Annotated in this window: 15 protein-coding genes; 8 read left to right on the forward strand and 7 right to left on the reverse strand. The window is 70.9% G+C overall.

The window, feature by feature from the left end; translation table 11 throughout:
• Positions 1-106: 106 nt before the first annotated feature.
• The 3 genes from TNCT1_RS01875 (at position 107) to TNCT1_RS01885 (ending at position 3,184) form a co-directional block, all read left to right on the forward strand.
• A complete protein-coding gene (locus tag TNCT1_RS01875) occupies positions 107-1,822 on the forward strand; it encodes a chitinase (protein ID WP_143627432.1) in 1,716 nt (571 codons plus the stop codon).
• Between the two features lie 229 nt (positions 1,823-2,051).
• Positions 2,052-2,483 (forward strand): chromosome partitioning protein, encoded by a 432-nt coding sequence (locus tag TNCT1_RS01880; RefSeq protein WP_143627434.1) that lies wholly within the window; start codon positions 2,052-2,054, stop codon positions 2,481-2,483.
• Complete coding sequence (locus tag TNCT1_RS01885; RefSeq protein WP_143627436.1) at positions 2,480-3,184, forward strand: hypothetical protein; 705 nt, start codon at positions 2,480-2,482, stop codon at positions 3,182-3,184. The genes TNCT1_RS01880 and TNCT1_RS01885 overlap by 4 nt, the downstream gene beginning before the upstream one ends.
• Before the next feature lie 1,207 nt (positions 3,185-4,391).
• On the opposite strand, the gene TNCT1_RS01890 is transcribed toward TNCT1_RS01885, so the two are convergent.
• Both TNCT1_RS01890 and TNCT1_RS01895 read right to left on the reverse strand, forming a co-directional pair.
• Positions 4,392-5,276, reverse strand: a complete 885-nt coding sequence (locus tag TNCT1_RS01890) for a hypothetical protein (RefSeq protein WP_143627438.1) — start codon at positions 5,274-5,276, stop codon at positions 4,392-4,394.
• A gap of 36 nt (positions 5,277-5,312) precedes the next feature.
• Positions 5,313-5,720: an ATP-binding protein gene (locus TNCT1_RS01895; protein ID WP_143627440.1), complete on the reverse strand. Its 408-nt coding sequence runs from the start codon at positions 5,718-5,720 to the stop codon at positions 5,313-5,315.
• 211 nt (positions 5,721-5,931) lie between these two features.
• Between TNCT1_RS01895 and TNCT1_RS01900 the strand changes: the two genes are divergently transcribed.
• From TNCT1_RS01900 to TNCT1_RS01910, 3 genes are all read left to right on the forward strand, one after another.
• Positions 5,932-6,783 carry a DUF5753 domain-containing protein gene (locus TNCT1_RS01900; RefSeq protein ID WP_143627442.1) on the forward strand — a complete coding sequence of 284 codons (852 nt, stop codon included), beginning with the start codon at positions 5,932-5,934 and terminating at the stop codon, positions 6,781-6,783.
• Between the two features lie 4 nt (positions 6,784-6,787).
• Positions 6,788-6,997: a DUF397 domain-containing protein gene (locus TNCT1_RS01905; protein WP_143627444.1), complete on the forward strand. Its 210-nt coding sequence runs from the start codon at positions 6,788-6,790 to the stop codon at positions 6,995-6,997.
• Positions 6,998-7,208: 211 nt separating this feature from the next.
• Positions 7,209-8,567: a M14 family metallopeptidase gene (locus TNCT1_RS01910; protein WP_143627446.1), complete on the forward strand. Its 1,359-nt coding sequence runs from the start codon at positions 7,209-7,211 to the stop codon at positions 8,565-8,567.
• A gap of 58 nt (positions 8,568-8,625) precedes the next feature.
• Here the strand turns inward: TNCT1_RS01910 and TNCT1_RS01915 are convergent, their stop codons facing one another.
• The 5 genes from TNCT1_RS01915 to TNCT1_RS01935 form a co-directional block, all read right to left on the reverse strand.
• Positions 8,626-9,207, reverse strand: a complete 582-nt coding sequence (locus TNCT1_RS01915; protein ID WP_143627448.1) for a hypothetical protein — start codon at positions 9,205-9,207, stop codon at positions 8,626-8,628.
• 74 nt (positions 9,208-9,281) lie between these two features.
• Complete coding sequence (locus TNCT1_RS01920) at positions 9,282-10,763, reverse strand: GntP family permease (RefSeq protein ID WP_143627450.1); 1,482 nt, start codon at positions 10,761-10,763, stop codon at positions 9,282-9,284.
• Positions 10,764-10,937: 174 nt separating this feature from the next.
• The gene (locus tag TNCT1_RS01925) at positions 10,938-11,348 is read right to left on the reverse strand and encodes a RidA family protein (RefSeq protein WP_143627452.1); all 411 of its coding nucleotides are present in this window, start codon (positions 11,346-11,348) and stop codon (positions 10,938-10,940) included.
• Complete coding sequence (locus TNCT1_RS01930; RefSeq protein ID WP_143627454.1) at positions 11,345-12,109, reverse strand: IclR family transcriptional regulator; 765 nt, start codon at positions 12,107-12,109, stop codon at positions 11,345-11,347. Before TNCT1_RS01930 ends, TNCT1_RS01925 begins: the two co-directional genes overlap by 4 nt.
• A complete protein-coding gene (locus TNCT1_RS01935) occupies positions 12,106-13,341 on the reverse strand; it encodes a sugar kinase (protein WP_143627456.1) in 1,236 nt (411 codons plus the stop codon). The genes TNCT1_RS01930 and TNCT1_RS01935 overlap by 4 nt, the downstream gene beginning before the upstream one ends.
• A 113-nt stretch (positions 13,342-13,454) precedes the next feature.
• On the opposite strand from TNCT1_RS01935, the gene TNCT1_RS01940 reads away from it, so the two are divergent.
• Positions 13,455-14,732: an amino acid deaminase gene (locus TNCT1_RS01940; protein WP_143627458.1), complete on the forward strand. Its 1,278-nt coding sequence runs from the start codon at positions 13,455-13,457 to the stop codon at positions 14,730-14,732.
• 8 nt (positions 14,733-14,740) lie between these two features.
• A complete protein-coding gene (locus TNCT1_RS01945; protein WP_143627460.1) occupies positions 14,741-16,351 on the forward strand; it encodes an amidohydrolase family protein in 1,611 nt (536 codons plus the stop codon).
• Positions 16,352-16,376: the final 25 nt, after the last annotated feature.

Raw genomic sequence — 16,376 nt, forward strand, 5'->3', positions numbered from 1 at the left:
GCCCGATTGGCCTAGACCAACTTGTACGCCAACGGTGGCCACCGTCCCCCGCTCCACCTCCCCACCGACTCCCCCACCGGAGGCCCCTGTGGACCGCGCATCAGCCATGCCATCGGACCGGACCGGACGCAGACGGCGCGCACGCGCCGGCACCTGGTCCGCCGTCACCGCCCTCGCCCTCGCGGTCGCGGGCCTGGCCACGACCCCCGCCTCGGCCGCGGACGTCAACAACGCCCGCAACGCCGGCTTCGAGTCGGGCCTGGCGAACTGGACCTGTACGGCCGCCAGCGGCACGACGGTCTCCTCCCCCGTCCACTCCGGCTCCTCGGCCCTGAAGGCCACGCCGGCGGGCCAGGACAACGCCCAGTGCACCCAGTCGGTGGCGGTCAAGCCCAACTCGACGTACACGCTGAGCGGATGGTTCCAGGGCGGCTACACCTACCTGGGCGTCACCGGCACGGGCACCACGGACGTCTCCACCTGGACCCCCGACACCGCGTCCTGGAAACAGCTCTCGACGACCTTCACCACCGGCGCGTCGACGACGTCCGTCACGGTGTACACGCACGGCTGGTACGGCCAGGCCGCCTACTACGCCGACGACATCTCCGTCTACGGCCCCGACGGCGGCGGCGGTGGCGACCCGGCTCCCACCGTGCCCGCCGCTCCCGCGGGCCTCACGGTCGCCGGCACGACGTCCTCCTCCGTCTCGCTGTCCTGGTCGGCCGTGTCCGGCGCCACCGGCTACAACGTCTACCGCAACGGCACCAAGGTGACGGCGGTGACGGGCACCTCGGCGACGGTCACCGGACTCGCCGCGTCGACCTCGTACTCCTTCCAGGTCACGGCGGCCAACTCGGCGGGCGAGTCCGCGAAGTCCGGCACGGTGACGGCGACGACGGCGGCCACCGGCGGCGGCGGGGGTGGCGGCGGCTCGCTGCCCAAGCACGCCGTGACCGGCTACTGGCAGAACTTCAACAACGGGGCGAAGGTCCAGAAGATTTCCGACGTCCCGGCGGCCTACGACATCATCGCGGTCGCCTTCGCCGACGCCACCACCACGCCGGGCGCGGTCTCCTTCAGCCTGGACTCGGCGGGACTCGGCGGTTACACGGCCGACCAGTTCAAGGCCGACATCAAGGCCAAGCAGGCGGCGGGCAAGAAGGTCGTCATCTCCATCGGCGGCCAGAACGGCACGGTGTCGGTGAGCGACTCGGCCTCGGCGGCGAACTTCGCGAACTCCGTCTACTCCCTGATGCAGACGTACGGCTTCGACGGCGTCGACATCGACCTGGAGAACGGCCTCAACGCGACCTACATGACGCAGGCGCTGCGCTCCCTCGCCTCGAAGGCGGGCTCTTCCCTGATCATCACGATGGCGCCGCAGACGATCGACATGCAGTCGACGTCGAACTCCTACTTCCAGACGGCCCTGAACATCAAGGACATCCTCACGGTCGTCAACATGCAGTACTACAACAGCGGTTCCATGCTGGGCTGCGACGGCAAGGTCTACAGCCAGGGCACGGTGGACTTCCTGACGGCCCTCGCCTGCATCCAGCTCGAGGGCGGCCTCGCCCCGTCCCAGGTCGGCCTCGGCCTGCCGGCCTCGACGAGCGGCGCGGGCAGCGGCTACGTGTCCCCCACGGTGGTCAACAACGCCCTGGACTGCCTCTCCAAGGGCACCGGCTGCGGCACCTTCAAGCCCTCCAAGACCTACCCCGACCTGCGCGGCGCGATGACCTGGTCCACCAACTGGGACGCCTCGTCCGGCAACGCGTGGTCCAACGCGGTGGGAGCGCACGTGCACGCGATGCCGTGAGGTGAGCTCCGGCTGAAGACCGCCGGCCGCGGACGCCCGGATCCGGGGGGATCCGGGCGTCCGCCGTGTGCGAAGCAGAGGACCGGGCGCTCGTGGGTCCCCGGCTCCGTTGGTCCACCGCCGGCGGGACGGTCCGCCAGGGCGGGCGATTTCTGTCGTATGCCTGTGTCTGTGCCGCCGCCGGTAGTACGGTCTGATTGGTCGTCAGCAGTTACTCGGGGGGAGTGGGATGACAGGGGTGGAGATCGCGGTTGGCTGCCTGTTCGCATGGGCGGCCCGCAAGGCGCGTCGGGTGGGGGCCCGGGCCGACCAGGAGACGGACCGCGCCCTGGACGCGGCGATGGACCGGGTGCACGCGGTGGTCAGCGCGAAGCTCGGGCAGGAGACCGCCCTCGCCCGTCTGCACGAGGAGGCCGCGGCCGGTAACGGTGAACCTACGCCCGAGACCCGCCAGTGGCTCCAGATCGTCCTGAAGGACGCGGTCGAGCGCGACGAGACCTTCGCCCAGGCGCTGCGGGACGCGCTGGACCGGCTACCGCCCGCGCCCGGACAGGGCGCCCCGGGCGGGTACTCCATGCAGGGCAATGTCTTCCACGACAGGACGTCGGTCCAGGTCGGGCCCTACGGCCACCAGGTCAACAACTTCGGATCGAAGGAATGAGCGACCCGGAGCGAGGCCGGCAAGGCGCCGGCGGTTTCGAGCACAACAACTTCCACGGCCCCTCCGGGGTGCAGATGGGCCCCAACGGCCAGCAGATCAACGCCAGCCCCAGCATCAACATCCGCACCGGGACGGGGCTCTTCCTGTCGACCGTCCTCGCCGCCGCGCTGATCGGCGGGGCGGCCGTCGTGGCCTGGTCGCTCGCGCCCTGGGAAGGGCGTCCACAAAACTCCGCATCGCCGGCGGAGCCGGTCGCGAGCAGCGGCCCCGACGCCGCCGCCCCGGCACAGGACTCCCCGTCCGACCCGGCTGCCGTCTCCTCACCGACGACAGCGGTGGCTGCCGCGAGCCCGGTCCGGTGGCAGGGGGAGATCAGCATCGGGATGACGGGGGTGGACCTCGACTCCGTCCCGCCGTCGCAGAGCACCGACGACTCCTATGACGCCGTGCTGTACAGCAGCAGCGACGCGCTGATGGGCAAGAACGTGGCGGCGTGGACCGGCACCGGGACGCCCGGCAGGAAGCAGTGCGCCGACCAACTCGCCACTCACGGCGGGTTCATGGCCCAGGCGGCGACCGAGAGCGTCCTGTGCGTCAGGACGCGCACCGGCCGCGTGGCCGCCCTGACGATCACCTCGATGGGCGACGTGTTCACCGCCGGCACGGCCGAGGTGATCGTCTGGGAGGCGAAGGACCAGTAGCGCTCGGTCAGGCCCGGGACCACTGGTACGCATCGTCCGGCGATTCCTGATCGGCGCGGGGCGAGGCATGCGCACGCAACGCCGTTGGGCAGGGCTCCGGCCGAACGGGCACCTGCATCCAGGGCTCCGGGCGGTCGTGTGTCCGCATCGACCCGTGTCCACCGCGGGACGGATTCGGCCATAGCCCTTTCATCGTGACGGGCACCGCGTTGCTTTCGGCAACGGGCCGGTGTGATGATCCCGGGCATGGCTGATCACGGGGGTGACGGCGGCCGGGCGGAGGACATACGCAGGTCGTCGCTTACGGAGTACGCGGAGATGACGGGTGCGGAGACGCCCGGTGCGGTCCTGCACGAAGAACGTTCCGCACCTGCCCCGGAAGCCGCCGAGCATCGAGCACGTAAAGCAGGAACTTGGCCGTGCGGGAATATCCATATCGGATTACGACATAGTACACGTCCCGGAGATCAGAACACCGGACGGCGTCGCATTCGGAAACAGCCCCCGCATCATAGATGGATCGCCAATGAAAGGCCCTCGCGGACTCCCCTTGATCGAAATATCCGACATCGGGCTTCGCGACAGAAGGGCTAGGTTGTGCACGGATTTACGCGGGAACAGGAAGCGAAATTGACGTCCGGCCCGAGGTTCACCGAGCAACCCGAAGAACGGATTTGCCCTGCCTGTCAAACCAGAGCTATTCGCGTGTACATTTCACGCTACTCTACATCAAATAGAGCATCGCGCATCACCTATGCATGGTGCGCCAACTGCCGCCGGTACAAAGGATGGACGGGTCCGGATAGTGACGGGCTGCGATTCAACGACCCCCTCGAAGGGCTTCCGCCAGAGGAGCGCCTCTCCCTGAAAAGAGATCCAGAGACCCTATTCAGGCATCTGGATGAACTTTGGGATTCCGGTGAACTCCCACAACATTTCGACCGTGAGGGATAGGCGCCAACGGGGGTTACATACGGGTGCGCCTACAGCAGGCGCGGCCGTGGCCATTTAATCTGACTCAGAGATTGAGGCAGGCGCCATCGAGGATTTGGCCACTCAATCCGACTTCCGCGCCACCTTGATTACTCGTGCAGCGTTTCGAGACGGCCTGGCGGAGCGTATCTTGGTTAACGCGGGAGCCGGAGCCCGATGAATGGTAGGCCTTTTGTCGCTGTGGCCGCCTCGCCACAGCCAGGCGTGCTTTGCCTCAGTCCGCGGCGAACAATTCCGTCGCGTCCTTGGCGTGCATCGCGCACTGGGCCCACACCTCGAGCTGGTTCAGGTCGGTGCAGGCGTTCACCCGGTCGCGGACGGTGTCGGGCACCTCGATGCCGCGCCACTGCAGCATGTGGAGGATCATCTCGGCCTTGGCCTCGGCTCGCCCCTCTTCGCGGCCTTCTTCGCGCACCTGCTCCGCCAGCGGGTGTCGCCAGAAGTACTGAGTCGCTGTCATCAGGTCCCTCCACATCTGCTTCGCCTGGGGATCGGCCAGGCAGGAGTCGACGAACTGCGCGAAGACCGCGGCGGTTTCGTCATCGATGGTCTGTAGGGCGGTGGCCAGGGACTCCAGTATGGCGGGGGCCTGCCGGCCACGCCCGTGTGTCATCGCCGAAAGCACCGCAACGGGTACGTCTCTCACGGCCGCCTGCTCGTCCGCGACCACCGGCACGTTGTCCGGGCCCAGCACGAGGGGCCGTACCGTCAGCGAGTGCCAGTCCCGGAACCCCAGCCGGATCGGGCGCGAGGCCCACTTGGCGGTGGCGCTGTTCTGCGTGACGACGATGAGCACCGGCTCGCAGCGGTACTTCTCGTAGAGGTAGGAGAGGTAATAGGGCCAGCTCCCCCTCTTGCGGTCGTCCACCTTCCCCTGCGACTCGATCACGAAGAGGTACGTGCCCTCGTCCGTCTCCGCCCGCAGCAGCGTGTCCACACGCCGCTCGACCGGTTCGATCTCGGTGAGATCCACGTTCAGCGCCGCGATCTGCCTCGGCTCCGGGAACGGCACGTGCAGCACCCGCTGTAAGGCACGGGTCAGCAGTGCCGGGTCCTTCTGGAAAATCCGGTGCAGCGCCTCGTGCGACGAGCCGACCATCGGCTCTCCCTTCTGTCTGTCGACGTGATCAACGAGCTAGGCCGCCGCGAGTTCGCACCACACGTACTTGCCCCGGTTCCCGAACCTGGCCGACGGCTGCCAGCCCCAGAGGTCCGCGCACGCCCTGACCAGGGCCAGACCCCGGCCCTCCTCCCCCAGCTCGGCCACCTCCTCCAGCGCGCGGAGCGGCTCCGGCGGGCCGGGATCCGTGTCCCACGCCCCGATCCACACCACCCCCTCCACCGAGCGGCGCACCCTCAGCGCGGCCGGCCCCTTCGTGTGCCGCACCGCGTTCGACACCAGCTCCGCGGCGAGGAGTTCGGCCGTGTCGACCAGACCGATCAGACCGTGCATCGTCAGGATCAGACGCAGCGTGCGGCGGGAGATCGTCACCGCTCTGACGTCGTTGGGGATGTAGAGCGTGTAGTCCCAGGTTTCGGGCATGACTCATCCACTCCGGTGAGGTGAGGGGTTCGGTCCGAGAGCGCGCGGTGGCATTGCCGCAGACGCCGTGGCAGGGCGATGCGGTGCGCTTCCGCTGAGCGTTCGTTACGTCACCGACGGTAGGGCTAACATGTCATCCCGAGCAAGCCGGTCGCGTAATCTGACCCCGAACGAGGCCAACCCACAGGTGCGTTGAGGCGAGGCAGCAACCATGGTCCTGAGACGCGAGCCAACGGCGCGGCAGATGCGCTTGGCAGTCGAGTTGCGCCGGCTCCGCAACGCCGCAGGCCTTGCGGCACGCGAAGCCGCAGCGCTACTCGGGGTGAGTCACGTCCAGATCAGTCACATCGAGTCCGGGCTCACAGGCGTGAGCGAGGAGCGGCTGCGGCGCCTCGCGGCCAATTACGCCTGCTGCGACGAGAGTCTGATCCAAGCGCTAGCGGACATGGCGACAGACCGAGCGCGGGGCTGGTGGGAGGAGTACCGGCACCGCCTGCCGACTCCGTACCTGGATCTGTCCGAACTGGAGCACCACGCCTCATACCGCTGGGACGCCGACTTCCTGCATGTCCCCGGCCTGCTTCAGACGGAGGACTACGCGCGTGCGCTCTTTTCCTACGTCAATCCGGAAATCCCGGCGAGCGAGGTGGCGCTTCGAGTAGAACACCGAATGAGGCGGAGGGTCATCATCGAGCGTCCGGATCCCACCCCGTACGTCGCCGTGATCCATGAGGCTGCTCTGCGCATCCGGGTGGGCGACCGACCGGCAGCGCGAGCCCAGCTTGCTCGCGTATTGGACCTCTCCGAAGCCGACCACGTCACGGTCCGGGTCATCCCGTTCGACCTGGACGGATTCGCGGGTGCCGGAAGTGCCATGGTCTACGCGGGCGGACCGCTGCCCAGACTGGACACCGTGGTTCGCGACGGACCTCATGGCACCGCATTCGTGGACGCCGAAGCCCAACTCGACCGCTTCCGAACACTCTTCCGTAGGCTTGAGGCCTCTTCACTCGAACCTGAGCGTTCGCGTGACTTCATCCGCAGGCTGGCGAAGGAGCTGTGAGGTCATGACCACCCCCCGCATCTGGCGGAAGTCGTCGTTCTCCGGCGGTGGCGAGGGAAACGCCTGCGTCGAGATCGCCGAAGGCCCCACCCACATACGCGTCCGCGATTCCAAAGCCCCCGCCCGAGCCACCCTCAGCTTCGCCGCCCAGGCGTTCACACCCTTCATCGACGCCCTGAAGGCTCCGGCCGCCGACGCCGGCCCGGTCGAGTAGCGCGAGTTTCGGACGGAGACCGGGTCACCCTCGACTCCGCCTTGACCTGATCATGCCAACGTCGGACCATGAGCGCCAGCCCCGCACAGCGGACCCACAGCTACCGGCTCCCCGCGTCCGCACCCGCACGTCGCACTGAGGCACACCAGCTCCGAGCTCCACTCCCCCACTTCCGGCGTCCCCGGAATCCCTGGAGACCCAAGGAGAGTTCATGCGACTTCGCATCCGCGGCTCCGGCGCGCGCGGCGGCAGGCGTACCGCCGCGCTCGGCGCGCTGCTGGCCCTCGCTCTCGCCGCCCCCGTCTCGGCCACCGCCCCGCACGCCACCGCCGAGAGCGCCCGCAAGGCTGCCCCGGCGTCCGGTGAGGACGTCCGGCAGTACGAGATCCATCGGAGTACGAACCCCGTGACGCGCACGGCCATCCAGGCCACCGGTGTCACCGTCGACGAGGCCGACGGGGAGACCGTGGTCGTCTCCGGGCGGGCCGGCCAGATCCGGCGGCTGCGCCGGCTCGGTTACGACGTCACCCCTCTGGGCTCCGCGCCCGACCGGGCCGGCGCCCGCGGCGAGCAGCGGCTGTACGACTTCCCGAGCGCCGACTCGAAGTACCACAACTACGCCGAGGCCAACGCCGAGATCGACCAGCGGATCGCCGCCCGCCCGGACATCATGAGCAAGCGGGTGATCGGGAAGTCGTACCAGGGCCGGGACATCGTCGCCGTCAAGGTCAGCGACAACGTGGGCACCGACGAGGATGAGCCGGAGGTGCTGTTCACCTTCCACCAGCACGCCCGCGAGCACCTGACCGTGGAGATGGCCCTGTACCTGCTGCGCGAGTTCGCCGCCGGGTACGGAAGCGACTCGCGGATCACGAATCTCGTCAACAGCCGGGAGATCTGGCTGGTCCCCGACCTCAACCCGGACGGCGGCGAGTACGACATCGCCACCGGCTCCTACCGGTCGTGGCGGAAGAATCGGCAGCCCAACTCCGGTTCCTCGTACGTCGGGACCGACCTCAACCGGAACTGGGACTACAAGTGGGGCTGCTGCGGCGGCTCTTCGGGGACGAAGTCGTCGGAGACCTACCGCGGTTCGGCCGCCGAGTCCGCGCCCGAGGTGAAGGTCGTGTCCGACTTCGTGCGCAGCCGGGTCGTCGGGGGCAGACAGCAGATCCGGGCCGGCATCGACTTCCACACCTACAGCGAGCTGGTCCTCTGGCCGTTCGGGTACACCTACTCGGACACGGCGACGGGGATGACCGCCGACGACGCCGCCGCGTTCAAGGCCGTGGGGCAGAAGATGGCGGCCAGCAACGGGTACACCCCCGAGCAGTCGAGCGATCTGTACATCACCGACGGGTCGATCGACGACTACCTGTGGGGCACACAGAAGATCTTCGACTACACCTTCGAGATGTATCCGACGTCCAGCCGGGACGGCGGGTTCTACCCGCCCGACGAGGTGATCGAGCGGGAGACCTCCCGCAACAGGGACGCGGTGCTGCAGCTGCTGGAGAACGCGGACTGCATGTACCGGTCCATCGGCAAGGCCGCCCAGTACTGCGGTTAGGGAGATCGCGTGGGACGGGGGCGCCGGTTCCTTCCGGCACCCCCGCCGTCACGCGGTCCTAGGCCTCTTCGAAGTACGCGTCGAGTACCGCGTCCAACTGGGACTCCCACTCCGCGAAGCGGGACCTGGACGTCGCCTCGATCTCGATCGGGTACCAGCGGCGGTCCGGCGTGTGCACCGTGATGGTGAACCGCTTGCCGAAGCGGGCGGACTCCGTCTCGACCGCGGCGATCTCGTCCCAGTGGAACTCGCAGGCCTCCTCGTCCAGGCGGAGGCGGACGCCGCGGCGGTCGGCCTCGAACCGGGCCCGGCGGTCGGCGGCCTCGAAGACGGGCGCGCCGTCCTCGGGTTCGCTCTCCTCGGCCGGTTCCTTCCCCGGCCCCGCGGACGCCGGTTCGGCGGACGCCGCCACGGGCTCGGGGGACGCCGGCTTCGCGTCCTCGATGCCGGACTGGGTCCCGGCCGCCGGCTTCGCGTCCTCGGGGCCGGTCGCGGTGCCGGTACCGGCCGCCGGACTGACGTCCGCCGGTTCCGGTTCCGCCGGTGCGGTGATCCCCGGGATGAAGGCCGGGTCGAAACCGGCGCCCTTGACGGGCTCGCCCTTCAGGGGCTGGCTGCTCGATCCTATGCGCTGGTCCACGGCGGCAGTATGGACGACATTCCTGTGCCGGAACCAGTCAGCTCGCTCTTCACATCGGTTCCCGCAGGTCACACTTACACGAACAGGCTCACCACCCCGGCCACCGCGAACCCGGCGACGGACAGCACCGATTCGAGGACCGTCCAGGTGCGCAGCGTGTCCCTCTCGGTGATGCCGAAGTACTTGGCGACCATCCAGAAGCCGCCGTCGTTGACGTGCGAGGCGAAGATGGAGCCGGCCGACACGGCCATGATGACGAGGGCGACGAAGGCCTGGGAGTGGTGGCCCTCGGTCAGCAGCGGGGCCACGATGCCGGCCGTGGTGACGATGGCGACCGTGGCCGAGCCCTGGGCCACCCGCAGTACCACCGAGATCAGGTACGACAGCACGATCACCGGCAGACCCACACCGTCGAAGGTGTCCGACAGCGCCTGGGCCACCCCGCTCGCCTTGAGGACCGCGCCGAAGACACCGCCCGCGCCGACCACCAGCAGGATGTTCCCGACCGGCTTGAGCGACGAGGTGGACACCGCCTCCAGGGACTTGCGGGACCAGCCGCGCCGGATGCCGAGCAGGTAGTAGGCGAGCAGCAGGGCGAGGGTGAGGGCGACGAAGGGGCTGCCAGCGAACTCCAGCACCGAGCGGCCCGCGGAGGGGTCGAGGGCGATGGAGGAGAAGGTGGCGGCGAGGATCAGCACCAGCGGCGTGCCGATGATGGCGAGGACCGTGCCGAGCGGCACCGGCTGCTCCTGCGGCCGTACGCCCTGCGCGCGCTGCTCGGCGAGGACGGCCCGCCGTGCCTCCTCGGAGGCCTCGACCATGTCCTGCGGTACGGCGACGAAGATCCGCCTGCCGATCCAGGCGGAGTACGCCCAGGCGGCCAGGACGGCGGGGACGCCGCAGACGATGCCCATGAGGACGACCCAGCCGAGCTGGACGTGCAGCAGTCCGGCGGCGGCGACCGGGCCGGGGTGCGGCGGCAGGAACGCGTGGGTCATGGACAGGCCGGCGAGCAGCGGCAGGCAGTACAGCAGGATCGACCTGCCGCTGCGCTTGGCGGCGGCGTAGACGATCGGGGCGAGCACGAAGATGCCGACGTCGAAGAAGACCGGGATGCCGAAGATCAGGCCGGTCAGGCCCATCGCGAGGGGGGCGCGGCGCTCGCCGAACAGGCCGAGCAGGCGGGAGGCCAGTACCTCGGCGCCGCCGCTGACCTCCAGGATCGCGCCGAGCATGGTGCCGAGTCCGATGATGATCGCGACGTGGCCGAGGATGCCGCCCATGCCGGACTCGATGGTGGAGACGGCGTCGGAGCGCTGGACGGTGCCGAAGAGCTCGGTGACCGACAGGCCGGCGAGCAGGCCGACGGTTATGGAGACCGCCAGGAGGGCGACGAACGGCTGCAGCCGGATCTTGATGATCAGGAAGAGCAGCAGGGCTATGCCGATGGCGGCGACGGTGAGGAGTCCGGCGGTGCCGTCGACGAGGAGGAGCAGGCCTCCGGTGTGGGGTGGGGCGGCGGGCGCTGGAGCGGCTGCGGTGAGCGAATGGGACATCAGGGGGTCCTCTTCGTAAATGCATACTGCTTTCGGGCAGGGGGGATCGCGGCACGGCACCGCGAGTGCGGTGCCGTGCCGTGTGCCGTGCGCGTGCTGGTGGTGCGAAGGGGGTGGCGTGAACGGGCGCCTGCTGGAGGGGCGGCGCCGCGGAGAGAGGAGTCCGGGCCTTCGTCAGCCGAGGACGGCGAGGGCGTCGATCTCGATGAGGAGGCCGGGCGGCAGTCCCACGTAGACCGTGGTGCGGGCGGCGGGCGGCTGGGTGAGGCCCTGCTCGCCGAAGTAGGTGTTGTAGATGTCGTTCATCTCCGCGAAGTGGTCCACGTCGGTGAGGTAGACGCGGATCATCATCACGTCGTCCCAGCTCGCGCCGCCCTCCTCGAGGATGGCCTTGACGTTGGCGAGGGTCTGCAGGGTCTGCTCGCGCAGGGTGGGACCGGCGGGCGTGGGGGGCTTGCCCTCCTCGGCGGGCAGGAAGCCGACCTGGCCGGCGACCTGGAGGATGTTGCCCTTCCTCACCCCGTGGGAGAACCTCGCGGGCGGGGTGGTGTGGGTCTTCGGGGTGAGCGCGGTCTTCTCGGTCATACGGGGGTGCCCTTCACTGGCGTTCTTCCGGAGTACTCGCCGCTGATCGCGTCCGCGGTACGGCGCACCTGCGGGAGCAGGGTGAGGAGTTCCTCGGCGGTGACGACGACGTTCGGCGCGGACACCGACATGGCGGCGACGACCCGGCCGTCGGCGCCGCGGACGGGGGCCGCGACGCAGTTGATGGACTCCTCGTGGCCACCGAGGTCGGTGGCCCAGCCCTGTTCGCGCACCTGCTCCAACTCGCGCAGAAACGCTGCGGCGTTGGGGGTGGAGCGGGGCGTGTAGAGGGGGTAGTCGAGCTGGTCCGCGAGGGCGCGGCGCTCAGGCTCGGGCAGGTCGGCGAGGAGGAGTTTCGCCACGGCCGCCACGGTGATGGCCACCGGCTTGCCGATCCGCGAGTACATCCGGACGGGGTAGCGGCTCTCCACCTTGTCGATGTAGAGCACCTCGTTCTCCTCGTGGACGGCGAGGTGCACGGTGTGGCCGCAGGCCTCGTTGAGCCGGACGAGGTGGGGATGGGCGATCTCGCGGATGTCGAGGTTCTCCATCGCCTCCTGGGCGAGGGCGAAGAGGCGTGCGCCGAGGCGGTAGCGCTGGTCGGACTGGCGGTAGACCAGGCCGTGTTCGTGCAGGGTGCGCAGGAGCCGCAGGGCCGTCGACTTGTGGACGCCGAGACGGTCGGCGACCTGGCCGAGGTCGGCGGGGCCCTCGGCGAGCAGCGGCAGGATGCTCAGGGCGCGGTCGACGGTCTGACTCATGGGGTGTTCGCCTCCTCCGGGGCCCGCTCGGCCTGTGTCCAGCCGGGGCCGAGTCGAAGTCTCCCCCATGCCTCGTCGTCCAGGGCGGCCAGGCGGTCGGCGTGGCCGCGGCCGGGCGGGGTGGCGAGGTCGGCGGGGGTGGTGAGGGCGGCCGCCGCCATGAGGTGGCCGTACCGCAGGCGGTGCCTCACCGGCAGGCCGCGCAGGGTGGCGGAGAGGAAGCCGGCCGCGAAGGCGTCGCCGGCGCCGACGGGGGCGACGACGTCCACGTGCGGGGCCGGTTCGAAGGTGTGCGGGGCCGGTTCGAGGGCGGGCGGGGCCGGTTCGAAGATGTGCGGGGCCGTGGCGGGCCGGGGGCCGCTGGCGGGGCTCGGCGCCGGGGCGGCGCGGTCGCGGCCCGCGCCGCCCCGTTCCCCGCTCCGCTCGGGCCGGGTGGCGTCCGCCGCCCCGGCGGCCGGGCCGCCCGCGGCCGGGCGGAGGAGTTCCCCTGCGTCGTCGCGCGCGAACGCCGTCGCGCCCTGTGCCGCCTGTTTGACGACCAGCAGCGCCGGTTCGGGGAGCAGGGCGCGGATGGCGGCCGGGCCGCCCGTGACGCCCCAGGCGTGCTCCGCCTCGTCCTCCCCCACGAACACGAGGTCGGCGGCCCTGGCCAGCTCCAGCAGCACTCCGGCCCCGTCGGCGGCGGCCCACAGGCCCGGCCGGTGGTTGACGTCGAAGGAGATCAGCGGGCGGCCGGGGCGGGGCGCCGTCAGTTCGCGCATCAGTTCCAGGCACTGCGGGGACAGCGCCGCGGTGATGCCGGACAGGTGCAGTACGCGGCCCGCGCGGGCCGCGGTGAGGTCCGTGCCGGTCACGGACATCGCGGAGGCGGCCGAGCCGGCCCGGTAGTACGCCACCTCGTGCGCGTCGGTGGCACGGTCGGCCGCCGTGCGGAAGTAGACGCCGGTGGGGCGGGCCGGGTCGGTGCGGACGGAACCGGTGTCGACGCCGTACCCGGCGATCCGCGCCACCAGGTGGTCCCCGAAGCCGTCCGCGCCCACCCGGCTCACCCAGCGCGTGGAGTGGCCGAGGGCGGCCAGTACGCAGGCCACGTTGGACTCCGCGCCGCCGATGGCCCGTTCGAAGGAGGGGACGTCGGCGAGGCGGCCCGGCCGGGTGGGCAGGAAGGTGACCATGGACTCCCCGAGCGTGACGACATCCACGACGTTCACGATGGTGGGGCTCCTCGTCATCCTGGGGCCGGCGGCTTTCGTTGACCCTGTGTCGGCCGAGATGCTAGACAGCACTGAGCGACATACGCAATGGGCGTTGCATATAGTGCAACGCACCGGATCAGGAGGGTCACATGCCCCGCGCAACCGGCACCGAAGCGCTCGCCCGCCTCGCCGAGGAACGGGTGGACCACCGCTTCAAGGGCCTCCCGCCGGACGCCGAGGGCCTGACCGTCGCCGAGCTGGCCGCCCAGCGCCGCAACCTCTTCACCGGCGGGTTCACCACGCCCGTCCTCGCGCTCTCCGCCGAGCGGCTGGAGCACAACCTGGCGCTCATGGAGACGTACGCCGAGCGGCACGGCCTCGCCTTCGCGCCGCACGGGAAGACCTCGATGGCCCCGCGGCTCTTCCAGCGGCAGATCGAGCACGGCGCCTGGGGCATCACGCTCGCGGTGCCGCACCAGGTGTGGGTGGCCCGGGCGTTCGGCGTCGAGCGGATCTTCCTGGCCAACGAGCTGGTGGACCCGGCCGCGCTGCGCCGGGTCGCCGACGAGCTGGCGGCCGACCCGGACTTCCGTTTCGTCTGCTACGTCGACTCCGTGCGCGGGGTCGGGCTGATGGACGCGGCCCTGCGCGGGGCCGCCCGCCCGGTGGACGTCGTGGTGGAGCTGGCCGCGGGCGAGGGGGCCCGTACCGGGGTGCGCACGGAGGCGGAGTGCGCGGCAGTCGCCGACGCCGTGGCCGCCGTACCGACGCTCCGGCTGGTCGGGGTCGCGGGGTACGAGGGCGAGGTGCCGCGGGCCGACACCGCGCGGGTGACGGCCTATCTGCGGCGGCTGACGGCGCTGGCCGCCGACTTCGACAAGAGCGGCCGGTTCGCCGGGGTGGACGAGATCGTGGTGAGCGCCGGCGGCAGCGCGTGGTTCGACGCGGTGGCCGACGTGTTCGCGGAGATCCCCGAACTGTCCGCACCCGTGCTCAAGCTGCTGCGGTCGGGCGCCTACGTCTCGCACGACGACGGGCACTACCGCAGGCTCACCCCCTTCGCCCGCGTCCCCCAGGAGGGCGCGCTGGAGCCCGCGTTCCGGCTCTGGGCGCAGGTCGTCTCCCGGCCCTCCCCCGAACAGGCCTTCGCCAACGCGGGCAAGCGGGACGCGGCCCACGACCTGGACCTGCCCGAGGCCCAGGTGGTGCGCCGGGACGGCGCCGAGCGCCCGGCCGACGGGGTCACCGTGACCGGCCTGTCCGACCAGCACGCCTGGCTGCGCACCACCGGGGAGGCGGACCTGGAGGTCGGCGACTGGGTCGGCTTCGGCCTGTCCCACCCCTGCACGTCGTTCGACAAGTGGCAGCTCATCCCGCTGGCCGAGGCGGACGGGACGGTCGTCGACTACATCCGCACCTTCTTCTAGGGGGCATCGTGGAGGAGCTGGTCATCCGGGACGCGGACGTCGTCGACGGCAGCGGCGCGGACTCCTACCGCGCCGACGTGGTGGTCGACGGCGGCCGGATCGTCGCCGTCGTCAAGGAGGCCGCGGCGGCCGGCTGCCAGCGGCCGCGGGCCCGCCGGGAGCTGGACGCGGAGGGCCTGGTCCTGGCCCCCGGCTTCATCGACATGCACGCCCACTCCGACCTGGCCCTGCTGCGCGACCCGGACCACAGCGCGAAGCTCGCCCAGGGCGTCACGCTCGAGGTCCTCGGACAGGACGGGCTGTCGTACGCGCCGGTGGACGACCGCACGCTGGAGGAGGTCCGCCGGGCGATCACCGGCTGGAACGGGTACGGGGACGACGTCGACCTCGACTGGCGCACGGTCGGCGAGTACCTGGACCGCCTCGACCGGGGGATCGCCGTGAACGCGGCCTACCTGGTCCCGCAGGGCACGGTCCGCGCGCTGGCCGTCGGCTGGGAGGACCGCCCGGCGACCGGCCGGGAGCTGGAGCGCATGCGGCAGTTGGTCGCGGAGGGCCTGGAACAGGGCGCCGTCGGCCTGTCCTCCGGGCTCACCTACACGCCCGGCATGTACGCCGGCGACGCCGAACTGACCGAGCTGTGCCGGGTGGTGGCGGCCTACGGCGGCTACTACTGCCCGCACCACCGCTCCTACGGCGCCGGCGCCCTGGAGGCGTACGCCGAGATGGTGGAGCTGACCCGGCAGGCCGGCTGTGCGCTGCACCTGGCCCACGCGACGATGAACTTCGGCGTGAACCGGGGCCGCGCGCCCGAGCTGCTCGCCCTGCTCGACCGGGCGCTGGACGCCGGCGCCGACATCACCCTGGACAGCTACCCCTACACCCCCGGCTGCACCACCCTGGCCGCGCTGCTGCCGAGCTGGGCGGGCGCGGGCGGGCCGGAGCGGATCCTGGCCCGGCTCGGCGACCCGGCGACGGCCGGACGGATCCGGCACGACCTGGAGGTCGCCGGCTCGGACGGCTGCCACGGCGTGCCGGTGGAGTGGGACACGATCGAGATCTCCGGGGTGACCGTCCCGGCCCTGTCGGACCATGTCGGCCGTACCGTGCGGGAGTCGGCGGACGCGCGCGGCGAGGACCCCTGGACCACCGCCCGCCGGCTGCTCGTCGAGGACCGGCTCGGCACGACGATCCTGCAGCACGTCGGCCACGAGGACAACGTCCGGGCGATCATGCGGCACCGCGCCCACACCGGCGGCTCCGACGGCATCCTGCGGGGCGCCAAGCCCCATCCGCGCGCCTACGGCACCTTCCCCCGCTATCTCGGGCACTACGTGCGGGAGTCGGGGGTGCTGACGCTGGAGGAGTGCGTGGCCCACCTCACCGGGCGGCCCGCGGCCCGGCTGCGGCTGCCGGACCGGGGTCTCGTGCGCGAGGGGTACCGCGCCGACCTGGTGCTGTTCGACCCGGACACCGTCGCCGCGGGCGCCACCTTCGCCGAGCCCCGGGTGCTCCCGGAGGGAATCCCTTACGTGCTGGTCGACGGCCGTTTCGCGATGGAGGACGGCCGCCGCACCGACGTGCTGGCGGGCCGGTCGGTGCGCCGGACGCCGGTGTGACCGCCCGGGCCGGGTTCCGGCCCGG

This window comes from Streptomyces sp. 1-11 (assembly GCF_007176755.1).
Taxonomy (GTDB): Bacteria; Actinomycetota; Actinomycetes; order Streptomycetales; family Streptomycetaceae; genus Streptomyces.